The organism is Thioalkalivibrio sp. ALE21 (assembly GCF_003208255.1).
GTDB classification, from domain to species: domain Bacteria; phylum Pseudomonadota; class Gammaproteobacteria; order Ectothiorhodospirales; family Ectothiorhodospiraceae; genus Thioalkalivibrio; species Thioalkalivibrio halophilus.
The window spans coordinates 1-20519 of sequence record NZ_QKMA01000020.1; the positions used below are offsets into that span (position 1 = coordinate 1).

General features: G+C 69.2%; 19 protein-coding genes. 7 read left to right on the forward strand and 12 right to left on the reverse strand.

Features of this window, described 5'->3' with window-relative positions; all coding sequences use genetic code 11:
* A partial coding sequence (locus tag D893_RS12085) for a transposase (protein WP_146220553.1) occupies nt 1-241 on the reverse strand: 241 nt, incomplete at its 3' end.
* Between the two features lie 374 nt (nt 242-615).
* On the opposite strand from D893_RS12085, the gene D893_RS12090 reads away from it, so the two are divergent.
* Nucleotides 616-1314: a DUF3800 domain-containing protein gene (locus D893_RS12090; RefSeq protein WP_026288944.1), complete on the forward strand. Its 699-nt coding sequence runs from the start codon at nt 616-618 to the stop codon at nt 1312-1314.
* Between the two features lie 127 nt (nt 1315-1441).
* Here the strand turns inward: D893_RS12090 and D893_RS12095 are convergent, their stop codons facing one another.
* Together D893_RS12095 and D893_RS12100 are read right to left on the reverse strand one after the other, a co-directional pair.
* Entirely contained in the window at nt 1442-2386 is a 945-nt protein-coding gene (locus D893_RS12095; RefSeq protein WP_110619921.1) for an Rpn family recombination-promoting nuclease/putative transposase, read from the reverse strand.
* Between the two features lie 157 nt (nt 2387-2543).
* Nucleotides 2544-3125, reverse strand: a complete 582-nt coding sequence (locus tag D893_RS12100; protein ID WP_018946737.1) for a thioredoxin family protein — start codon at nt 3123-3125, stop codon at nt 2544-2546.
* A gap of 123 nt (nt 3126-3248) precedes the next feature.
* On the opposite strand from D893_RS12100, the gene D893_RS12105 reads away from it, so the two are divergent.
* Entirely contained in the window at nt 3249-3989 is a 741-nt protein-coding gene (locus D893_RS12105) for a ferredoxin--NADP reductase (RefSeq protein ID WP_077244205.1), read from the forward strand.
* A gap of 172 nt (nt 3990-4161) precedes the next feature.
* Here D893_RS12105 and D893_RS12110 read toward each other — a convergent pair whose 3' ends face one another.
* On the reverse strand, nt 4162-4932 hold the full coding sequence (locus tag D893_RS12110) for an alpha/beta fold hydrolase (protein WP_110619922.1): 771 nt from the start codon (nt 4930-4932) through the stop codon (nt 4162-4164).
* A 104-nt stretch (nt 4933-5036) separates the two neighbouring features.
* On the opposite strand from D893_RS12110, the gene D893_RS12115 reads away from it, so the two are divergent.
* Nucleotides 5037-5237 (forward strand): YdcH family protein, encoded by a 201-nt coding sequence (locus D893_RS12115; protein WP_018869247.1) that lies wholly within the window; start codon nt 5037-5039, stop codon nt 5235-5237.
* 99 nt (nt 5238-5336) lie between these two features.
* On the opposite strand, the gene D893_RS12120 is transcribed toward D893_RS12115, so the two are convergent.
* Together D893_RS12120 and D893_RS12125 are read right to left on the reverse strand one after the other, a co-directional pair.
* On the reverse strand, nt 5337-6632 hold the full coding sequence (locus D893_RS12120) for an NAD(P)/FAD-dependent oxidoreductase (protein WP_110619923.1): 1296 nt from the start codon (nt 6630-6632) through the stop codon (nt 5337-5339).
* Between the two features lie 32 nt (nt 6633-6664).
* Nucleotides 6665-6976, reverse strand: coding sequence for a c-type cytochrome (locus D893_RS12125; RefSeq protein ID WP_018946741.1), 312 nt, complete (start codon nt 6974-6976; stop codon nt 6665-6667).
* 230 nt (nt 6977-7206) lie between these two features.
* Between D893_RS12125 and D893_RS12130 the strand changes: the two genes are divergently transcribed.
* Nucleotides 7207-7518 (forward strand): PilZ domain-containing protein, encoded by a 312-nt coding sequence (locus D893_RS12130; RefSeq protein ID WP_026288946.1) that lies wholly within the window; start codon nt 7207-7209, stop codon nt 7516-7518.
* A gap of 102 nt (nt 7519-7620) precedes the next feature.
* On the opposite strand, the gene D893_RS12135 is transcribed toward D893_RS12130, so the two are convergent.
* The gene (locus D893_RS12135; protein WP_018946743.1) at nt 7621-7956 is read right to left on the reverse strand and encodes a DUF2288 domain-containing protein; all 336 of its coding nucleotides are present in this window, start codon (nt 7954-7956) and stop codon (nt 7621-7623) included.
* Nucleotides 7957-8087: 131 nt separating this feature from the next.
* On the opposite strand from D893_RS12135, the gene D893_RS12140 reads away from it, so the two are divergent.
* The 3 genes from D893_RS12140 to D893_RS12150 are packed head-to-tail and all read left to right on the forward strand — an operon-like array spanning nt 8088 to nt 10426.
* A complete protein-coding gene (locus D893_RS12140; RefSeq protein ID WP_110619924.1) occupies nt 8088-8354 on the forward strand; it encodes a hypothetical protein in 267 nt (88 codons plus the stop codon).
* Nucleotides 8351-9052, forward strand: a complete 702-nt coding sequence (locus tag D893_RS12145; protein ID WP_018946744.1) for a response regulator transcription factor — start codon at nt 8351-8353, stop codon at nt 9050-9052. The genes D893_RS12140 and D893_RS12145 overlap by 4 nt, the downstream gene beginning before the upstream one ends.
* A gap of 21 nt (nt 9053-9073) precedes the next feature.
* Nucleotides 9074-10426, forward strand: coding sequence for an ATP-binding protein (locus D893_RS12150; RefSeq protein WP_110619925.1), 1353 nt, complete (start codon nt 9074-9076; stop codon nt 10424-10426).
* A 16-nt stretch (nt 10427-10442) separates the two neighbouring features.
* Here D893_RS12150 and D893_RS12155 read toward each other — a convergent pair whose 3' ends face one another.
* From D893_RS12155 to D893_RS12175, 5 genes are all read right to left on the reverse strand, one after another.
* Nucleotides 10443-11699 carry an FAD-dependent oxidoreductase gene (locus D893_RS12155; RefSeq protein ID WP_110619926.1) on the reverse strand — a complete coding sequence of 419 codons (1257 nt, stop codon included), beginning with the start codon at nt 11697-11699 and terminating at the stop codon, nt 10443-10445.
* 18 nt (nt 11700-11717) lie between these two features.
* Nucleotides 11718-15689: an ATP-dependent RNA helicase HrpA gene (gene hrpA, locus D893_RS12160; RefSeq protein ID WP_110619927.1), complete on the reverse strand. Its 3972-nt coding sequence runs from the start codon at nt 15687-15689 to the stop codon at nt 11718-11720.
* 2 nt (nt 15690-15691) lie between these two features.
* A complete protein-coding gene (locus D893_RS12165; protein WP_018946748.1) occupies nt 15692-16294 on the reverse strand; it encodes an SPOR domain-containing protein in 603 nt (200 codons plus the stop codon).
* A 4-nt stretch (nt 16295-16298) separates the two neighbouring features.
* Nucleotides 16299-18062: an arginine--tRNA ligase gene (gene argS, locus D893_RS12170; RefSeq protein ID WP_110619928.1), complete on the reverse strand. Its 1764-nt coding sequence runs from the start codon at nt 18060-18062 to the stop codon at nt 16299-16301.
* 122 nt (nt 18063-18184) lie between these two features.
* Nucleotides 18185-20419, reverse strand: coding sequence for a primosomal protein N' (locus D893_RS12175; RefSeq protein WP_110619929.1), 2235 nt, complete (start codon nt 20417-20419; stop codon nt 18185-18187).
* Between the last annotated feature and the right edge of the window lie 100 nt (nt 20420-20519).

The window sequence follows — 20519 nt, forward strand, 5'->3', positions numbered from 1 at the left end:
CCGCCTCGGTCATTGGCGCGGTCTCGAGCACGACGCGGAACTTCTCCTCGCTGCTCCAGCCCTCCGGGGTCGATCCTCGTGATGGCAAAACCTGTCCTCTCTCACGGGCCTGTTTGCGCCAATTGTACAGGGTCGCCGTGGAGATCCCCTCGGCCTCGGCCACCTCGGGGACAGTGAGGTTCATCGGTGGTGCCAGCTTGCGCAGGACGGCTTCCTTACGCTCCGCGGAGTAGTGCTTCATGGTTGTCACCTGTCGGTTGCGTTGAGGCGACAACTACGTTGACTGATAGGGACCCTGGTCGATCGATAATTCGTTTTACCAATGTATCATCGATCCCGAAGATTGGCGAAGGTTCTCCCACCCCCGGCGGGAGGCGAGCCCTCTGGCCGATTGGGGTTATCCTGCGATGCCGCATCGCGTTGAGGCTCGCACTCCTCGCTCGTTCCCGTGTCCGGCTGTTGACATTGGGACGATCCGGTCGCAGCATCCAAGATGCGAGTCGGGTAGCGTTGCCTTATCCTGCAATGTTTGGAGTTCCGTTACTCCCTCGGCTCCCTCAAGATTTCTGAATGGCCGCCATCAGGGCGGCCTTTTTGTGAGCGGGCAGGGAAGCCATGCATCTCCTTTACCTGGATGAGTCAGGGAGCGTCGCGAATTCGGCCGAGGATTTCTTCGTCCTGGCTGGCGTGAGTGTCTTCGAGCGCAAGGCCCATTTCCTCGAGGACGAGCTTAACGCGATTGCGGCCCGGTTCGATCCACAAAATCCTCACGGTGTCGAGCTCCATGGCTCTCCCATGCGCAGCGGCAAGAATGCCTGGCGCAGGGTCTCTCGTGAAGATCGGACGCAGGCCATGGAGGATGCACTGGATGTTGTGGTGAGGCACCACCCTCAGGGTGTTCGCCTGTTTGGCGGAGCCGTGCGCAAGACGGGGATTCCGGGCGAAGATCCTGTGGAACACCTTTTCGAGCAACTTTGCAGCCGGTTCGATCTGTTCCTGAAGCGCTGTTACGCCCGGCACGGCGATCCTCAGCGGGGCCTGATCCTTCTGGATAAATCCTCGACCGAGCAGCGGATTCAGTCTCTGGCGCGAGATTTCAAGCACTACGGACACGCCTGGGGAAAGACGTACAACTACGCCGAAGTTCCGGTGTTCCTTGATTCGAGAGCGTCGCGTTTGATCCAGCTGGCGGATCTGGTGGCCCATGCGCTCTATCGGCATCACGAACGCGGGGACAGCGCGCTGTTTAACCGAATTTCGCACTGTTTCGATTCGCAGGGACCGACGCGACACGGGTATTACGTGCGTGATTGACCGCGCGCTGGATCGCGCAGGGGGCTGCACACCTAACCAGAACCGCGGTTTTGTTGCCGTCCCGGCGATCAAGGCACCGATATCGGTCCGGCATCGATCCAGGCCCGATAATCCGGACCGGAGCGGATCACTGCGGAGGATTTTCCCGCAGCCCGGTCACCTCCTCGATTGTCAGCCCGACAATCTCGGCGATCGCGCGGTCGTCCATCTCGGTTGACCGGATCAGATTGCGCGCGGTTTCGCGGCGTCCTTCCTGGCGCCCTTCCTCGCGCCCTTCCTGGCGCCCTTCCTCGATCCACCGGTCGGGCCAGTGCTTGATCCGTTCGGCCAGCATGTCGTGTACCTCGTGCAAGTCCTGAAGGTCGTTGAACGGCGGCAGTTCCATCCCCGGTGCTCGATGCGGGAGCATGACCCGGCGCATCCACACCACGAACGAGCGCCGCAACCCCGTCTGCTCCGGGGACCGCAGCCATTCCACCAGACGGCCCAGCACTTCCAGCAGGTCCTGCTCGTTGCGGTTGTGCTCCAGCCGGAACAGCGCCGCCGCCACGTTGCGCGTCTCGTCCGACCAGTCGGGCGCGTCCACGATCGCGCCCTCGTCCAGCAGCAGATAGCTCAGATCGGGCCGGTAACGCTCCAGACCGCCCGGTACCCTTTCGACCAGCTCGCCCACGTTTTGTGCGGCCGTCCAGCGCGTTTCTCCATTGTAGAGCACCACCGGCAGCACCGGGGGCAGGCGGCCGCCGGGCGTCAGGGCCTTCTGCCGGATCAGGTCCTGATACAGCAGCCCGAGATACGTCATCATCCGCACCGCCATGAAACGGTCCACGCTCGACTGGAACTCCAGCAGCAGGTACACGTAAAGCCAGCCGTCGCCCCAGCGCACGCGCCAGACGATGTCGTCTTCGCGATCGCGCAGCTCGTCGGTCACATAGGACCCGTTGACCTTCTCGAGCGTGGAGAAATCCAGCTCCCTCACCCAGTCCTCCCGGACAAAACCGGTCAGCAGGTCCCGCACCATCTCGGGATGCGAAAACAGGAGCTTGTAGCTGTTGTCGTGGTGATCCGCCATACCGACACTCCTTGTCCGGTCGGAGCCGCAGCGTAACACGGCCTCTTCACAATCCCGACCACGCGGCCGGATCGCGCAGGGGGCTGCGCTCCCACAAGGCGCCCCCGGCCCGCAGGAGGCCAGCCCTCTGGCCGATCGCGGCGTTCGTCGACCGGCCTCAGGCGAAATAGGCGGGCTCGTTGCCGGGCTTCCACTTGATGTTGCAGCCGAGGCTGGGGTGCTGAGGCTCGGGCGCGGGCTGGCCGGCGAGCAGGGCGTCGGTGGCGTTGCGCAGGTCTTCGCCGGTGACGGGCTGGTCGCTGCCGGGGCGGGTGCTGTCGAACTGGCCGCGGTAGTAGAGCTTGCGCTCGGCGTCGAACAGGTACAGATCCGGAGTGCAGGCGGCCTGGTAGGCCCTGGCCACGGACTGGTCTTCGTCGAGGCAGTAGGGGAACTTGTAGCCGAAGCGGCGGGCGTCGTCGCGCATCGCGTCCGGGGCGTCTTCGGGGACGGCCTCGATGTCGTTGGAGTTGATGGCGATCACTGCGATGCCCTTTTCGGTGTATTCACGCCCGTAGCGCGCGAACTCGTGGCGGATGAGCTGCACGAAGGGGCAGTGGTTGCAGATGAACGCGATCATGTAGCCCTTGGCGTCGGGGAAGCTGTCCAGGCTGATGGTCTCGCCGGAGACGACATCGGGCAGCTGGAAGTTGGGGGCCTCGGTGCCCAGCTCGATCATCTGCGAGGGGGTGCGTGCCATCGGTTGTACTCCTGTCTGTGGTTTTCAGTGATGGACGATATTATAGGGGCCGCCCCGGGGTTGCTTGAAATGCCCGGGCGCGGCCCGCATGCTTGCCTTTAACCAAGTACAGGAGTCAGGAATATGGGCTGGGTGACCGGCACCGTGCAGGAACGCAAGCAGTGGACCGACCGCCTGTTCTCGCTACGCATCGATGCGGACGTGGAACCGTTCGTGGCCGGGCAGTTCAACCGCCTGCGCATGGAGATCGACGGCGAACTGGTGGGGCGGCCGTACTCGTACGTGAACGCCCCGGACGAGCGCCCGCTGGATTTCTACATGATCACCGTGCCGGACGGGCCGCTGTCCAACCGTCTGGTACAGCTCGAACCCGGCGACACGGTGGAGCTGATGCCGCGCGCCACGGGGTTTTTCACCCTGAACGAGATCCCCGACGGGCGCGATCTGTGGCTGCTATCGACGGGTACGGGCATCGGCCCGTTCCTGTCCATCCTGAAGACCGACGAGCCCTGGGAACGCTTCGAGAACATCCGTCTGGTGCATGCGGTGCGCCACGCCGAGGAGCTCACCTACCAGGACACCATTGCACGCTTCTCCGAGCGCGATCCCGAGCGGTTTCAGTACATCCCCTTTGTCAGTCGCGAGGCGCACCCCGGTGCCATCCAGGGGCGCATTACCACGGCGCTGTCGGAAGGCGAGCTGGAGGCGCAGGCGGGGATCGATTTTGCGCCGGAGCACTCCCAGGTGATGCTTTGCGGCAACCCCGACATGGTCTCCGAAACCCAGTCGATGCTGCGCGAACGGGGTTTGGAGAAGAACCGCCGGCGCAAGCCGGGGCATCTCACCACCGAGAGCTACTGGTAGCCCCGATCGGCCAGGGGGCTGGCCTCCTACGGCCGGGGCGGGCTCCGTAGGAGCGCAGCCCCCTGCGCGATCCGGCGCCGGGGAAGCCCCGATCGGCCAGAGGGCTGGCCTCCTGCGGCCGGGGGAGGTCTCGTAGGAGCGCAGCCCCCTGCGCGATCCGGCGGTGGATGCGTCAATCGGTCAGGTTGGCGGACCAGGCGCGGATCAGGCCGGCGACGTAGCGGGTGTGTTCCGGGCGCGAGAGCAGGTGGTCGACGCGGTTGAGGGCGACGAAGCTGCGCGGGTGCTGCGCCATGCGGAAGATGTGCCCGGCATGGTCGACGTTGACCACGGTATCCCCGGGGGCATGCAGCAGCAGGATCGGCCGGTTGAGCCGGGCCAGAGCGGTCTCCAGCGTGGGCTCCTCGATGGACTCCAGCAGCGCGCGGCCGATGGTGACCGGACGGCCCCCGATGATCAGCCGGGCCTGACCCTCGCGCGCGATTTCTTCGGCATGATCCTGGAACAGGTGGCGCACGTGCCCCGGTTGGCTGGGTGCGGCGATGGTGACGACGGCGTCGACCTCCGGGCGTTCGGGAGCGACGAGAATGGCCAGCGCCCCGCCAAAACTGTGGCCGAGCAGCAGGGTGGGCTCCGTGTCCGGGTGGTGCGCGGCGAGGGTGTCCAGCGCCGCTTCCAGGTCTTCGCGGCCGGTCTGGAGGGTGGAGTCCTCGAACGCGCCATCGGATTCGCCAAGGCCGGCGAAATCAAAGCGCAGGGTGGCGTAGCCCTCTTCGGCCAAGGCGCGGGCCAGGCGCACGGTGGCGGGGAAGTCCTTGGAGCAGGCAAAGCAGTGGGCGATACAGGCCTTGCCGCGCAGCGGGCCGTCGGGTTCCACCAGGACGCCGCTCAGCCGGATCCCGCGCGGCGTGGGGATGGACAGCGACGTGTTGCGTACGGCCATGTTGCGGTCTCCGGAGTTGCGGGTGAGCGAGCCTGTGGCCCTGACCGGGCTGGTCTGGGATGATACGCGAGGCGTTGGATCCAGTTGGATCCCGGGGAGCGGACGTGGAATACGACAGCGAGATACGCGCACGACTGACGGAACTGGAGGCGGAGCACCGGGCGCTGGATTCGGCGATCGCCGCCATGCACGCCGGGCCGTCCCCGGATTTTCTCGAGATCCGCCGACTGAAGAAGCGCAAGCTTCAGCTCAAGGACACCATTGCGCGGCTGCGCAGCCGCCTGATCCCCGATCTGAACGCCTGAGGAAGGCGCGGTGGCGGGAGGGGGCGCAAAAAAACGGCGCCCCGGAGGGCGCCGTCAACAGGGTCCATCCCGTTCGTGTGATGAGGCTAAAGGCTTCGGTCAGCCCCAGATGTCCGCGGTAATGCCGGCGTACCAGCCGCGGGTGTACTGAGCTTCCTGCTCGCGGAAGCGGCTGGATGCACCCGTCGGGCTGACACCACCGGCGCCTTCCACGCCGGCCATCTGGCCGTCCTTGAACTGGTACACCGCCGCCACGCTGATGCCGTAGTCCGGCGTGACCAGGCTGTAGCAGGTGTTTACCGCGGTCGGGGTGACCGGGTCGCGGCCGGCCAGTTCGTGGCTGATCGCCGCGGCGACCATCTTGCCCTGGGTGTTGGCGGAGTGGCCCGACTTCGGCATCGCACCGGCCACGGAGGCGTCGCCCAGCACATAGATGTTGTCGTCATGTTCGGACCTGAAGGTGTCTTGACGCACCGGGCACCAGCCCTCCGCGTTGGTGAGTCCGGCGTCGTGCATGACCTGGTTGGCGTGCTGGGCCGGGATGAAGTTCATCACGTCGGCCTCGACCCGTTCGAAACCGGCTTCGGTCACCGCGGTCATGTTGCGCACGTCGACCTCCTCGACCAGACCGCCGTCCGAGGCCGGGCGCCATTCGATCATGTCGCCGTATTCCTGTTCCCAGCCTTCCTCGAACAGGCCCTGCTTGGAGAAGCCGTCCTTCTGGTCAAGGATGATGATCTTGGAACGGGGCTTCTCCTGCTTGAAGTAGTTCGCGATCAGCGACACGCGCTCGTACGGCCCGGGCGGGCAGCGGAACGGGTTCGGCGGGGCCACCATCACGAACGTGCCGCCATTGGGCATGTCTTCCAGCTGCTGGCGCAGGATGCGGGTCTGGTCACCGGCCTTCCAGGCGTGCGGGATGCGCTCGGCGTCGGCCTCGCTGATGCCCTCGGTGCGGTCATAGCGGAAGTCGATGCCCGGGGACATGACCAGCTTGTCGTACTGCAGGGTCTCGCCACTGGCGAGACGGACGTTGCGGCCGTCGGCGTCCACCGCGGTCACGCGGTCCTGCACCACCTTGACTCCGTGGCGGCTTTCCAGCGCACCGTAGGTCTGCTCGATGAAGTCCATGTCGACGATGCCGCCCAGCACCCAGTTACTGCCATAGCAGGTGTAATAGCGGGCGTTGGGCTCGACCAGGGTGACGTTGAGTTCCGGCGAATACTTTTTCAGGTATTTCGCGGCGGTGGCGCCACCGGAGCCACCGCCGACCACGACGACATGGGCCTTGTCGGCGCCACGCGTCTTGTGCGGCGCACAGCCGATGCCGGTCAGGGCCACGGCGCTCCCCGCGCCGACGACCTTGATGAAATTACGGCGGGAAAATTCCTGCATGATGTCTCTCCCTCTCTTGTGTTCTGGGCCGTTCACTGACCGAAGTACGCGGCCAGGGCCTCGATTTCCTCATCGGTGTAGCCGGTGGCATGACGGTCCATGACCGTGGCCGGGCGATCACCATCGCGGAACGCCTTCATCTGGCTGACGATGAGGCTGGAGGGATAGTTACTGAGATCCGGGGCACCCCCGGCCTCGGCGGACGCGGCGCTGTGGCAGTTCACGCAGGTGTCGGCCATCAGCTGTCCACGCGTGATTTCGTCGCCGGCCGTGGCCTGCGCGAACGGAATGGCAAGGGCCACGGCCCCGACCAGCCCCGCGAAAGTAAGACGCGATTTCTTCATTGTTACGGACTCCTCCGTCTTGAAGGTTTGCTGTTTTAGCGGCGACAGCTGTGATGCGCTGCCTTCATCCTCCGGCCCGGTGTGACGATCCGGGCTCTTCATTGGCGCGGCCGGGTTCGTGCCCGGCCTTGCGCATGATCTCGCCTTGGGTCGATCATTGCCTCGACGGTATAGCACAAAAAAAAATCGTTTTCGATTAGCGTTTTCTAAGACAGCAAGGGGATGGAACCATGATCGAGGAGCGGCGACGTCATCCGCGGATACCGATGACGGTCAACGTGGTGGTATCGGCGGGCGATGGCGAGCCGGTGACCCTGACCACCAATGACATCTCCGGTGGCGGGGCCTTCCTGCGCTGGGAGGAGGGGCAGAAACCGGACCTCAGGGGCTTGCTGGAGCTCGAGTCGGACGACGAGCTGATGCTGCAGGTGTTCGGCCTGCTGGGGGACGGTGACGAGCCACCGAAGGTCCGTGCCCAGGTTGTGCGCGTGCACGACGACGGCATTGCGGTGAGGTTCGACCCCGAGGCGATGGGGGGTTGATCGCGCGGGGTCGGCCGCGGGGTAACCCAATCGGCCAGAGGGCTGGCCTCCTGCGGCTGGGGGGTAGGAGGCCGGCCCTCCGGCCGATTGGGGCCGACCCGCCTAATGCGCCGTCGTCCGCTCCTGGGCCAGCACCCACGGGGCGGCCACGATTGCGGTGAACACCGGATCGGCCTCGGTCCAGCGGCGGGCGTCCTCGTCGGAGGCGCGCGCCACCTGGCCGCTGGTCAGCCACGCGCTGACCTCGTGGGTGGCATCGTCACGGAAGGCACGGGCCACCTCGATCAGGTCCAGTTCGGGCGCCACGCGAATCACGACACCGCGGGCGAAATGGGGCATCAGCTCGCTCCAGCGGATGGGGCCGGCCTCCTCCTCGATGGGGATTTCGGCCTCGGGGTCGGCCGGTGGTTCGACGGGAAGATCGCTGGGTTCGGACATGGTGGCTCGGCTGTGTCGCATGCGGATTTCAGATGCGGTTCAGGCTAGGCGGATACCCTTGGCACTGCAACCGTCCGTCGAACTCAGTCAGGGAGAGATTGTTGATGTTGTCCAGTGTGTGGGGAATCCGAATGTCCCGTCTTGCCCCCGTGGTGTTCCTTCTGATCCTGTTGCTGGCGGGGGGCGCCGGTGCGCGCGAGGACGGGGCGGATCGCAACCCGGTGTGGACGCTGGACGAGGCGGTCGAACAGGTGGAGGCGCTGTATCCCGGCCGGATCCTTTCGGCCCGGGAAAATGACGGCGAGGGCAGCGTACGGGTCTTCGTGGTGCGTATCCTGACCGAGAATCAGGAGGTCCGGACGCTGCGGATCGAACAGGGCACGGAGGTGCGGCGATGAACCTGCGAATCGTGCTGGTGGAGGATGATTCGGCGCTGCGCGGCCAGCTGGCCGGAGAGCTGCAGGAATCGGGCTGCCGGGTGGACACCGCCGCCGATGGCGACACCGGGCTGTATCTGCTGGCCGAATACAACTGCGACATTGCCGTGGTGGACCTGGGTCTGCCCGGGATGGACGGCCTGGACGTGATCCGCCGGACCCGCGAACACAAGCCGCGGCTGCCGATCCTGGTGCTGACCGCCCGTGACCGCTGGCAGGACAAGGTCGAGGGTCTGGAGGCAGGCGCCGACGACTACCTGACCAAACCCTTCCACGTGGAGGAGCTGGTGGCGCGCCTGCGCGCGCTGGCGCGCCGCAGCCTGCAGTCGGGGCACGAGGCGCTGCGCTTTGGCCCGCTGGTGATCGACACTGCCTCCGATGCCGTGTGGCTGAACGGCGAGGGCGTCAGCCTGACCACCTTCGAGTACCGCCTGCTGCTGCATCTGGCCCGCCAGCCCGGCCGGGTGCTGAGCAAGGACGCCCTGGCCGACTATCTCTACGAACACGACGACGACCGCGAGAGCAACGTGATCGAGGTGCTGATCGGGCGCCTGCGGCGCAAGCTGGACCCGGACGGCGGGCTGGGCGTGATCGAGACCCTGCGCGGCCGCGGTTATCGTTTCGCCCTGCAGCCCGACGCCGCTTCGGCCGACGCCTGAACGGTTACATCACGCCCTTCTATGGCCCTTGCCGAGCGTTCCCTGGCCGATCGCGCCGCCCGCGCGCCGTTGCTCCTGCGCATGGGGTTGGTGGCGGTGGCGGTGGTGCTGCTGTTCTCGGTGCTGACCGCATGGGTGCTGGAAACCGCCTTTCGCGACAATGCCGCGGACGCGGCCGAAACCCGGCTGGAGGCGCAGGTGCTGCTGCTGATGGGCATGGTCGAGGTGCTCGCGGAAGACGACGTGCGGGTGCCGCAGATGCTGCCGGAGAGCCGGCTGCAGCTGCCCGGCGGCGGGTTGTATGCGCGCATCCTCGGGCCTGCCGGCGATACCGTCTGGCGTTCGCCGTCGGCGGTGGCCACCGAACTGAATGACTGGACGCGCGACGAATACTTTGCCTACAGCATGACGGTGCGCTGGCAGCTGGATGGCGAATCGGTGCCGCTGGTGTTCCAGATGCTGGAGGATCGCAGCGCATTCGACGAGCAGGTTGAGAGCTACCGCTACAGCCTGTGGCAGGGCCTGCTGACCATGACCCTGTCGCTGATCGTGGCCCTGATCCTGGCGTTGTGGTTCTGGGGCCTGCGGCCGCTGCGCAGGGTGCGCGCGGAGCTGGACGCCCTGCGCCACGGTGACCGGGTGCATCTGGAGGGACCGTATCCGCGCGAGATCGGGGCGCTGACCGGTTCCATCAACGACCTGATCGACTTCGAGCGCGAGCGTCTGGTGCGCCAGCAGAACGCACTGGCGGATCTTGCCCACAGTCTCAAGACCCCGATCGCCTCGCTGCGCCTGAATCTGGAAGGACACGCCCCCGATCACGAGGACCTGCGGCGCCAGGTCGACCGCCTGCAGGCGATGGTCCAGCACCAGCTCAACCAGGCCCAGCGGGTGGGCCCGGTGCCGTTCCAGACGCCCGAGCCGCTGGCCCCGGTGATCGAGCGCACCTGCCGCGCCCTGCGGCGGCTGGCGGAGCACCAGGGGGCGTCGCTGGAGACCGATCTGGCGGAGGGCTGTGCCCTGCGCATGGATTCGGGCGCGATGCTCGAACTGCTGGGGAATCTGCTGGACAACGCGGTGCGCCACGCCCGCTCGCGGGTGCGGATCACCACACACTGCGATGGGCGGGAAACCGTGCTGACGGTGGATGACGACGGGCCGGGTATCGAGCCCGCCGATCGCGAGCGGGTCCTCGAACGCGGCCAGCGGGCCGACACGCGCGAAGATGTGCACGGACAGGCGGCGGGGCAGGGGCTGGGACTGAGCATCATCCACACCCTGGTCAGCGACCATGGCGGCCAGCTGGAGATCGAGCGGGCGCCGGAGCTGGGTGGAGCGCGGCTGCGGCTGGTATTCGCCCCGGTCGGCGACTGAGGCCCGCGCGCCCGTCTCAGAGCCGGAAGTCCTCCAGCGAGGCCTCGGGCGCCCGCCCCAGCAGCCCGTCGCGCACCAGCGCCGCCGCGCCGCAGGCAAAGGTCCAGCCGAGGTGCCCGGAGCCGGTATTGAGATGCAGGCCCGGTACCGCCGTGGGACCCAGGATCGGCGTACCGCGATCGCTCATCGGGCGCAGCCCGGCCCACGGGGCCATGGTCTCGCGGTCGAGTTCCGCCGGCAGCGTGGTCAGCGTGCGCCGGCACTGGGCCAGTACGTTCGCCGCCCGGCGGGGTTCCATGCGGGCGTCGGCGCCGGCGAACTCGGCGGTGCCGGCCAGCCGCAGCTGATCGCCCAGCGGGGTCATGACCACCTTGTTGGCGTCGTCGATCAGCGGCAGGTTCAGTCGCCGTTCGGCATCCATCGGCAGGCTCAGGGAATAGCCCTTCACCGGGGCCACCGGCAGGTGCAGCCCGAGCGGGCGCAGCAGCGCCGGGGCCTCGTGTCCGCTCGCGACTACGCAGGCATCGGCCGCGATGGGTCCCTCATCGGTCTCGATCGCGTCGATCCGCCCCTGGAACGTGCGCAGTCGCCGCACCCGTGTCGCGGGCCGGTAGCACAGGCCGCGGTTCCGCGCCAGCTCGAGCAGTCCGGTGGTAAAGCGCCGCGCATCCCCGATGGCATCATCCGGGAAATACAGCCCGCCGCAGAGTTCGTCGCGTACCCCGGCCAGCGCCGGTTCGCGGTTGATCACCTGCTCGGTTTCCCAGGCCTCGAACCGCACGCCCTCGTCCTGCATGGCCTTGGCCGCATGCCGATTGCGGGCCTGGCTCTGCGGGTCGCGGAAGACCTTGAGGATGCCGGACTCGCGGAAGTCGAAGTCCAGGCCGGAGCCGGCCAGTTCCCGATTCAGGCGCCGGGTCTCGCGCAGGGAGAACGCGGCCAGGCGGGCGTTGACCAGGGCGTGCCGCTGGAAAGCCGAACGCCGGCTGTGCCACAGAAAACGCAGGCCCCAGCCGGCCAGTCCCGGCAGGGCGCGCGGGCGCATCAGCAGCGGGGAGTCCTCGCGCCCCAGATAGCGCAGCAGATCGAGCCCGACGCCGGGGGTGTTCCAGGGCTCGGCATGGCTGGCGTGCAGCATGCCGCCGTTGGCATGGCTGGCGCCGGCCGCCGGTTCCGGCGCGGCGTCCAGCAGGGTGACATCGAATCCGGCCTCGCGCAGATACCACGCGGTGGTGACCCCCATCACGCCGGCTCCGATGACCACCACATGCATGCGCTCCCCTCCCGTTGCCTACAAAGATCCGGCAAAGCGTTTGATCAGCGTGTCGTACTCGCGTTCCAGGCGCTGTGCCGAGACCTTTTCGCGGGTGCCCAGTTCCTGGGCGAACTGCGATACGCGGAACTCCTCGATGCGATAGCGAAAGGCCAGGACATCGGGGTCGTCGGGACGGCGCTCCAGCAGGTCGCGGGCCTTCTGCCACAGCGGTTCCACCGCCACCCGGCCGGCGCGGTCCTTGTCCGGGGCCCGGGTCAGGCGCTCCAGGCGCCGGTCGATGGCCTGCAGATAGCGCGGGAACTCGGGCAGCACGTCGGGCGGGGTGCTCAGCAGGAAGTCCGGCGGGACCAGGGTGTCGAGCTGATCGCGGATGTCGCGCGCCGCCTCGATCCAGGACAACGGCAGATCACCGTGCAGCCGGCTGCGCAGGTCGTGCCAGCGGGCGAGGATGTCGGCGGCCAGGCGCGCCAGTTCGGTAGCGGCCGGACCCAGTTCGCTGCGCCCGGCTTCCAGTCGCTCGGCGAAGGCCTCGGCATCGCGCGGCCATTGTTCCGGGGCGTCGGCGAGGAACACCCGGTCGGCCGCCGCCTCCAGCACCTGGTCGCGCAGGGCGATGCCCTCACCCCGGCCTTGTCCCAGCGTGGCGTAGTGCAGGCTGGCGCGGTCCATGTCCGGCAGCTGGCGTTTGAGATCGCGCACCGCCGGGCGCAGGGCCAGCAGGAACAGCCGGCGCAGCCCGGCGCGATGGCGGCGTTCGGCCGCGGCCGGATCGGGTTCCAGTTCCAGCGACACGCTGTCGCCGCGGTCCACCAGCACCGGGAAGGCGCGCATGCGGGCGCCCTGGTGTTCCTGTTCCACGCTCTCCGGCAATGCGCCGAAGTCCCATTCGGTGATGCCCTCGCGCTGGGGGCCGCTCGTCGGGCCGGGGTCGAAGGTGGCCTCCGCGGTGCCGCCCAGTTCGGCCTTGAGCGCCGGCAGGTCGCGCCCGGCGGTCAGCTCTTTCCCCTCCGGGTCGAGGATGCGAAAGCGCAGGATCAGGTGCGGTTCGAGCGTGTCCGGGCGCCAGGCATCGGGCGGGATGGCGGTGCCGGTCATGCGCTCCAGTTCTTCCGCCAGCGCCGGCAGCAGCGGGCCCTGGCGGTGCTCCAGCCGGGCCAGCGCGGCGCGGGCGAAGTCCGGGGCTGGCACGAACTGGCGCCGCAGGCTCTTGGGCAGGCTCTTCAGCAGTGCCGTGACCCGCTCCTCCAGCAGGCCCGGCACCAGCCAGTCACCCAGCCAGTCCGGCACCGCGTTGAGTGCGGCCACCGGAACGTCCACGGTCACCCCGTCGTCTTCCTGCCCGGGTTCGAAGCGGTAGTGCAGCGGCAGGCGCAGGCCCTCCAGTTCGAGGTGGTCGGGGTAGGCGCCCTGCGGCAGGGACTCTTCGGGGTCGTTGCGCAGCTCGGCGGGGTCGATGCGCAGGCTGTCGGGGTCCTTCTGCTCGCGTTTGCGCACCCAGCGTTCGAACGACGGGCCGTCACGCACGTCCTCCGGGATGCGCGCGGCGTAGAACTCGAACAGCCGGTCCTCCTCGGCCAGCAGGTCGCGGCGCCGGCCGCGGGCCTCCTCCTCGGTGATCGCGGCCACCGCCTCGCGGTTGGCGCGCACGCCGCGCGAGCGGGTGCGAAGCTGGCCGCCGACCAGTCCCTCGCGGATGAAGATCCGCCGGGCCTCCTCGGGGTCGTGGCGGGCGAAGTCCACCGGCTTTTTCGCCGCCACCACCAGACCGTAGAGGGTGATGCGGTCGTAGGCGCCCACGCGCCCGCTCCGACGCTGAAAATGGGGCTCGAAGATATGATGGCGCAGCAGGTGCGGCGCCACCTCCAGCAGCCAGTCGGGTTCGATGCGCGCGTTCTCGCGGGCGTACACCCGGGTGGTTTCGGCGATCTCCGCGCTGACCACCCAGTTGGGCTTTTTCTTCGCCAGCACCGAGCCCGGATGGATCTGGAAGCGGCGGTTGCGCGCGCCGAGGTAGTCGCCGCGTTCGGTCTTCTGCCCGATCTGGCTGACCAGCCCGCTGAGCAGGGCGCGGTGCACGGACTCTGGTTTGACGGACGCGGGTTCGGCCGTCGCGCGGCCCGGGTGCAGTTCCATGTCGCGCGCCAGACGCAGCAGCTGGCTGCGCAGCTCCTGCCATTCGCGCATGCGCATGAAGTTGAGGAAGTGCTCGCGGGACCAGCGCTTCAGGGCGTTCGAGCCGCGTGCCTCGCGCGCGTCGTGCCAGGCCTGCCACAGCCGCAGCATGCCCATGAAGTCGGAGCCCTCGACGCGGAACTCGGCATGCGCGGTGTCGGCCGCCTGCGTGGCGTCGGCGGGGCGCTCGCGCGGGTCCTGCAGGGACAGGAACGCGGCGATGGTGGCGGTCTCGGTCACGCAGCCATGGTCCGCGCCGGCCAGCAGCATCGCCCCGTGGCGCGGATCCACCGGCATGCGCGAGAGCTGGCGGCCGCGCTCCTGCAGCCGGTGGCCGGCATCCACCGCGCCCAGTTCCTCCAGCAGGCGGTAGCCGTCCTTGATCAGACGCGAATCCGGCGGGTCGACGAACGGGAAGCGCCGCGGGTCGCCCAGTTTCAGCGCGGCCATCTGCAGGATCACCGAGGCCAGATTGGAGCGCTGGATCTCGGGGTCGGTGAAGGCCGGGCGCTGCTGGTAGTCTTCCTCGGAGAACAGGCGGATGCAGACCCCCGGCCCGAGGCGGCCGCAGCGGCCGGCGCGCTGGTCGCAGGCGGCCTGCGATACCGGTTCGAGGCTCAGCCGCTGCACCCGCGTGCGCCACGAATAGCGCGACACCCGGGCCAGCCCGGAGTCGATCACGTAGCGGATGCCGGGCACCGTCAGCGCGGTCTCGGCGACGTTGGTGGCGAGCACGATGCGCCGGCCCGAGTGCGCCTGGAACACCCGTGACTGCTCGCGCGCCGACAGTCGGGCGTACAGTGGCAGGACCTCGGTGTCGGGCGCGGATTCCTCGCCGCGCAGGGCGCGGTGGGCATCGCGGATCTCGCGTTCGCCCGGCAGGAACACCAGGATGTCGCCGGGGCCGGCGCGGCGGCATTCGCGCACCGCGTCGCGGATGCCGGTGAACAGGTCGCGTTCGCCGCCGTCACCGTCTTCGTCGTCGCCCGCGGCATCCGGTTCCAGCGGGCGGTAGCGCAGCTCCACCGGATAGGTGCGCCCGGGCACGTCGATCATCGGGGCGTCGTCGAAGAACCGCGACAGGCGTTCCGGGTCCAGAGTGGCCGAGGTGATGATTACCCGAAGCTCCGGACGTTTGCGCACCAGGCGCTGCAGGACCCCCATCAGGAAGTCGATGTTGAGGCTGCGTTCGTGGGCCTCGTCGACGATGACGGTGTCGTAGGCGAGCAGCTCGGGGTCGTGGGCCATCTCGGCCAGCAGCATGCCGTCGGTCATCAGGCGGACGAAGTTGTCCGGCCCGGTGCGGTCGGAGAAGCGGACCTTGCAGCCCACCGCGGCGCCGGACTCCTCGCCCAGCGGGGTGCCCAGCTCCTCGGCGATGCGTGCGGCCACCGAGCGCGCGGCGATGCGCCGCGGCTGGGTGTGGCCGATCAGCCCGCCGCGACCGCGTCCGGCCTCCAGGCACAGCTTGGGCAGCTGGGTGGTCTTGCCGGAGCCGGTCTCGCCGGAGAGCACGATCACGGAGTGGGTGCGGATCGCCTCGATGATCCGGTCGCGTTCCGCGTGCACCGGTAGATCCCCGGTATACACCGGCTGCGGCCGACGCGCCTCGGCCGCGGCCTCGCGTTGCTGTTCGGTCGCGAGGCGCTGCTGCAGGTTGCGGGCCAGGCGGTCGAACGCCTGGCCACGGTCGCGCCGGCGTCGCGCGCGGCGGAGCAGGTCCTGCAGGTCGCGCCGTTCGGCAATGCGCTGGAGACCGTCGACTTCGGCGGACAGCGCGTCGAGATCCGGCGCGGCGCTCTCCCCGGTCTCCATGGTCAGCCCCGGTCGCGCAGGCGCAGGGCCTCGATGCCTTCCGAGCGCAGCCGTTCCAGGACTTCGCGGGTGCGGTCCGGATCGCTGTACGGCCCGAGGTACACGCGGTACCAGGTGTCGCCGTCGATCTCGGCTTCCCGCACTTCGGGAGACAGGCCCAGCAGGGTCAGGCGGGCACGCATCTCGTCGGCCTGCTCGGGGCGCCGGAACGAGCCGGTCTGCAGCACCACGGGCCCGTCGGCATCCGGTGCATCCAGCGGCGCGGGCGGGGCGGCCGTATCCGCATCGTCGCGGGCCGGCGTATCGGGCACCGTCACTTCGTCCTCGGGCAGGAGTTCGTAATAGCGAAAGCGCGGTTCCTCGCGCTCGGGCTCGGGTTCGGAAGCGGGGTCGGGCACGGGTTCCGGGCGCGGTTCGGCCGCGGGGCGATCGCGTTCGCTCAGCCAGTCGCTCAGGCTGTCGGGGCGATCCGCCCCCTGGAGGTACAGCACTGCGGCCACGCCCAGCCCGATCAGCAGGCCGGCCAGCAGCCAGATCCAGCCGGGCAGCGGACCGCGTTCTTTCTTTTGTGCCGGCTTGCGGCGTACCTTGCGGGCCTGGGCCATGGGGTTACATCTGCTCCGGGGCGTGCACGCCCAGCAGGCGCAGGCCGTTGCCCAGCACCTGCTTGATGCCGGTCACCAGCGCCAGGCGGGCCCGGATCAGCTCTTCGTCTCCGGCGTTGAGGAACGGCACGGCGTTGTAATAGGTGTGGAAACCGCCGGCCAGTTCGCGCAGGTACTGGGCGATCTGGTGCGGCTCGCAGGCCTGCGCGGCGGCCGCGACCACTTCGGGGAAGCGGTCCAGGCGGTCCAGCAGCTCGTCCTCGTGCGGCTCGACGAGACGTTCGGCGAGGCCGTCGGCCTGTGCCGCCGCGGGCTGGTGGCCGCGTTCGCCCGCGGTGCGCAGCACGCTGGCGATGCGCGCGTGGGCGTACTGGATGTAGTACATCGGGTTGTCGTTCGACTGCGACTTGGCCAGGTCGAGGTCGAAGTCCAGGTGCTGGTCGCAGCGGCGCTGCACGTAGAAGAAGCGCGCGGCGTCCGACCCGACCTCGTCGCGCAGTTCGCGCAGGGTCACGAACTGCCCGGCGCGGGTGGACATCGGCAGGCGCTCGCCCCCGCGATAGAGGATCGCGAACTGCACCAGCAGCACGTCCAGGCGCTCGGCCTCCAGGCCCAGGGCCTGCAGCGCGGCGCGCACGCGCGGGACGTAGCCGTGGTGGTCGGCGCCCCAGATGTTGATCACGCGTTCGAAGCCGCGCTGGAACTTCTCGCGGTGGTAGGCGATGTCCGAGGCGAAGTAGGTGTAGTCGCCGTTATCGCGGCGCACCACGCGGTCCTTGTCGTCGCCGTAGTCGCTGGAGCGAAACCACAGCGCGCCGTCCTGTTCATACAGTGCGCCACGCGCCTGCAGGTCCTCCACCGCGGCGTCGATCGCGCCGGAGTCGGCCAGGCTGCGTTCGGAGAACCAGCACTGGTATTCCACCCCGAACTCGCGCAGGTCGTCGCGGATGTCCTCAAGGATGGCGTTCAGGCCGCCCTCGAAGAATTCGTCCCACAGGGCCTCGCCCAGAAGGTCCCGCGCGCGCGTCACCAGCGCGTCGATGTAGGTCTCCTTGTCGCCGCCGTCGGGCTCGTCGGGCGGCAGGTCACGGGTGACGTCCGCGGCCGGATGCACGCCGCGGTCGCCGATGTGCCGGGTCAGGGCATCGGCGATGGGGTAGATGTAATCCCCCCGGTAGCCGTTGGCCGGGAACGGGAGTTCCACGCCGTGGCGCTCCAGATAGCGCATCCACACGCTCACCGCGAGGATGTTCATCTGCCGTCCGGCGTCGTTGACGTAGTACTCGCGGGTGACGTCGTAGCCGGAGAAGTCCAGCAGGTCGGCGACCGTCGCACCGAACGCCGCCCCGCGGCCATGGCCCACGTGCAGCGGCCCGGTGGGGTTGGCGGAGACGAATTCCACCTGCACCGGGCGTCCGCCGCCGGCGTTCGAGCGGCCGAAATCGCCGGCCTGTTCCGCGATGTGCCCCAGCACCTGCGTGCGCGCATCGGCGGCCAGGCGGAAGTTGATGAAGCCGGGACCGGCGATCTCGGTGCTGGCCAGGCCGGGGACCTCGGGCAGCGCGGCGGCGAGCGCCTCGGCCAGGTCGCGCGGCTTGCTGCGCGCGGGTTTGGCCAGCTGCATGGCGAGGTTGCTGGCGAAGTCGCCGTGCTCGCGGTCGCGCGCGCGGCTGACCTCCACCGACACGCCATGATCGGCCGGCACGCGGCCGTCGGCGACGAGGGTTGCGAGGGCGGTTTCCAGGGCCTGGGTCAGGGTGTCTTTCAAGGGTTGCGGGTCCGTGCTGGCAAAACGCGTATTCTAACCCGTCGGGCCCCGCGATGCCGCCCTGTTCGCCTGCTTGCAGGCGAACGACGGGGTGATGCGAACAGAAAGGCGAACGGACGGCTTCAGGCGAGACTGACCGGATCCACGTCGAGCGCGATGCGCACCTCGCGCGGCAGGGTCAGCCCCTCCCAGGCCCGGCGCGCCTGGTGCAGGGTCGCGTGCAGGGCACGGCGGTCGCCGGACTGCACCAGGATCTGCTCGCGGTAGCGCCGGTTCACGCGGTGGCGCGGGGCCGGGGCGGGACCCAGGACGCGCACGCCGGGCGCGGCCGCGCGGCGCAGGGGCGCGGCCACCTCCCCGGCGCGGGTCTCCGCGGTGTTCGCGTCCTCGGCCTCCACCCGCACCAGGGCCAGATGACCGAATGGCGGGAAGCCGCTCTCCGCGCGTTCGTCCAGCAGGGGACGCACCATGGCGGTGTAGTCCGCGGCGTCCAGACCGCGGATCAGCGGATGCTCCGGGTGCCCGGTCTGCAGCAGCACCCGTCCGCCGGCTTCGCCGCGTCCGGCGCGCCCGGCGGCCTGCACGATCAGCTGCAGGGTGTGTTCGGCGGCGCGCAGGTCCACCGAGTACAGGCCCTGGTCGACGTCCACTACGCCCACCAGGCCCACGCGCGGGAAGTCGTGGCCCTTGGCCAGCATCTGGGTGCCGACCACGATCGCCGCGTCCAGCGAGCGGATGCGCTCCAGCGCGTCCTCCAGCGCCCCCTTGTGGCGGATGCTGTCGCGGTCCAGCCGGATCAGCGGGGTCTGCGGGAAGTGTCGCGCCAGGGCCTGTTCCAGGCGCTGGGTGCCGAGCCCGCGGCGGGCCAGCTCGGCGCCGCAGTCCGGGCAGCGGTCGGGGACCGGTTCGTGGTGCCCGCACAGGTGGCAGATTGCCCGCGGCTGGCCGGCATGGATGGTCAGGCGGGCGTCGCAGTGGCGGCAATCGGCGACCCAGCCGCAGTGATCGCAGGCCAGCGTGCGGGCATAGCCGCGGCGGTTGAGCAGGACGAAGCATTGCTGACCGCCGGCGAGGGTGGCCTGCATGGCGTCCAGCAGCGGCGAGGTCAGCCCCTCGTCGGGGGTGTGCACCCGGGTGTCCACGGCCTCGATCCGCGGCGGGGCGGTGCCGTCGGGGCGGGTGCGGAGCGGGCAGTGGGTGTACCGGCCCTGGCGGGCAGCCTGCAGGGTCTCCAGGGTCGGCGTGGCCGAGCCCAGCACCACCGGGATGGCCTCCAGCTGGCCGCGCTTGATCGCGAGGTCGCGGGCGTTGTAGCGAAAGCCGTCCTGCTGCTTGAACGCGGCGTCGTGCTCCTCGTCGACCACGATCAGGCCGGGTTCGGGCAGGGGCGTGAACAGCGCCGAACGGGTGCCCACCACCACCCGGGCCTCGCCGCGGGCCGCGCTGGCCCAGGCCCGCAGCCGTTCGCCCTCGGCCAGGCCGGAGTGCAGCAGCGCGACGCGGCCGGGGAAGCGCGCCTGGATACGGGCTGCCAGCTGCGGGGTCAGGGCGATTTCGGGGATCAGCACCAGGACCTGCTCGCCACGCGCGACGACGCGTTCCGCCATGCGCAGGTAGACCTCGGTCTTGCCGGACCCGGTCACCCCCTCCAGCAGCAGGGGTTGGGCTTCGCCGGGCGTGAGCGCGTCTACCGCGGCCTGCTGTTCGGGGGTCAGCGGTCGCGCCGCCGCGCTATCGGCCTCCGGCGGGACGTCTGTCGGATGTTCCGGGGGGCGGCACTCCAGCCAGCCGCGTTCGGCGAGGCGCTCCAGTTCGCGCGGGGCGGGTCGGCGGCCGAGGATGCCGGCGAGGGTCGGACGATCGAGGCGACCGCCGGGGGCGCTGTCGGGGTCGGCCAGCGCCGCGACGATCGCGCGCTGGCGTTCGCCGCGTACGGCGCCGTCGGCCAGGGCGCGGTGTCCCTGCTCGGTCACCGCCCACAGCGGTTCGGGGGTGGCGGCTTCCGGGAGCGGCCGGCCGCGACGCAGGGCGGGTGGCAGGGCCCCCAGCACCACCTCGCCGATCGGGTGGTGGTAGTACCGGCCACCAAAGCCGAGCAGTTCACGCAGCGAGTCGGGGAGGATCGGGGTAGCGTCCAGCACTTCGCTGACCGCACGCAGGCGCCCGGGGTCCATCTCGCTGGTGACCCCCGCTTCCATCACCACCCCGGTCAGGCGGGTGGGGCCGAACGGGACTCGCACGCGCATGCCGGGCCGCACGTCGCGATCCGGCGGCGAGCGATAGTCGAACAGGCGGTCCAGCGGGCGGTCGATGGCCACCCGGACGATGGACGGCGCGGATGCGGGGGTGTCGGGCATGGGGTCAGTGTACGCGACGTGGCCGCGCTTCCCGAGTCCGTGGGTGGGGCGAGGTTTTCCACAGAACCTGTGGATAACTCTGTGGAAGAAGCGGGGGGAA

Coding starts and splice junctions, on each gene's coding strand:
- D893_RS12130 (WP_026288946.1), top strand. CDS start 7,207: ATGATCGAGGAGCGGCGACGTCATCCGCGGATACCGATGACGGTCAAC.
- D893_RS12120 (WP_110619923.1), bottom strand. CDS start 6,632: ATGCAGGAATTTTCCCGCCGTAATTTCATCAAGGTCGTCGGCGCGGGG.
- D893_RS12090 (WP_026288944.1), top strand. CDS start 616: ATGCATCTCCTTTACCTGGATGAGTCAGGGAGCGTCGCGAATTCGGCC.
- D893_RS12105 (WP_077244205.1), top strand. CDS start 3,249: ATGGGCTGGGTGACCGGCACCGTGCAGGAACGCAAGCAGTGGACCGAC.
- D893_RS12110 (WP_110619922.1), bottom strand. CDS start 4,932: ATGGCCGTACGCAACACGTCGCTGTCCATCCCCACGCCGCGCGGGATC.
- D893_RS12165 (WP_018946748.1), bottom strand. CDS start 16,294: ATGGCCCAGGCCCGCAAGGTACGCCGCAAGCCGGCACAAAAGAAAGAA.
- D893_RS12140 (WP_110619924.1), top strand. CDS start 8,088: ATGTCCCGTCTTGCCCCCGTGGTGTTCCTTCTGATCCTGTTGCTGGCG.
- hrpA (WP_110619927.1), bottom strand. CDS start 15,689: ATGGAGACCGGGGAGAGCGCCGCGCCGGATCTCGACGCGCTGTCCGCC.
- D893_RS12155 (WP_110619926.1), bottom strand. CDS start 11,699: ATGCATGTGGTGGTCATCGGAGCCGGCGTGATGGGGGTCACCACCGCG.
- D893_RS12150 (WP_110619925.1), top strand. CDS start 9,074: ATGGCCCTTGCCGAGCGTTCCCTGGCCGATCGCGCCGCCCGCGCGCCG.
- D893_RS12095 (WP_110619921.1), bottom strand. CDS start 2,386: ATGGCGGATCACCACGACAACAGCTACAAGCTCCTGTTTTCGCATCCC.
- D893_RS12125 (WP_018946741.1), bottom strand. CDS start 6,976: ATGAAGAAATCGCGTCTTACTTTCGCGGGGCTGGTCGGGGCCGTGGCC.
- D893_RS12175 (WP_110619929.1), bottom strand. CDS start 20,419: ATGCCCGACACCCCCGCATCCGCGCCGTCCATCGTCCGGGTGGCCATC.
- D893_RS12145 (WP_018946744.1), top strand. CDS start 8,351: ATGAACCTGCGAATCGTGCTGGTGGAGGATGATTCGGCGCTGCGCGGC.
- D893_RS12100 (WP_018946737.1), bottom strand. CDS start 3,125: ATGGCACGCACCCCCTCGCAGATGATCGAGCTGGGCACCGAGGCCCCC.
- D893_RS12135 (WP_018946743.1), bottom strand. CDS start 7,956: ATGTCCGAACCCAGCGATCTTCCCGTCGAACCACCGGCCGACCCCGAG.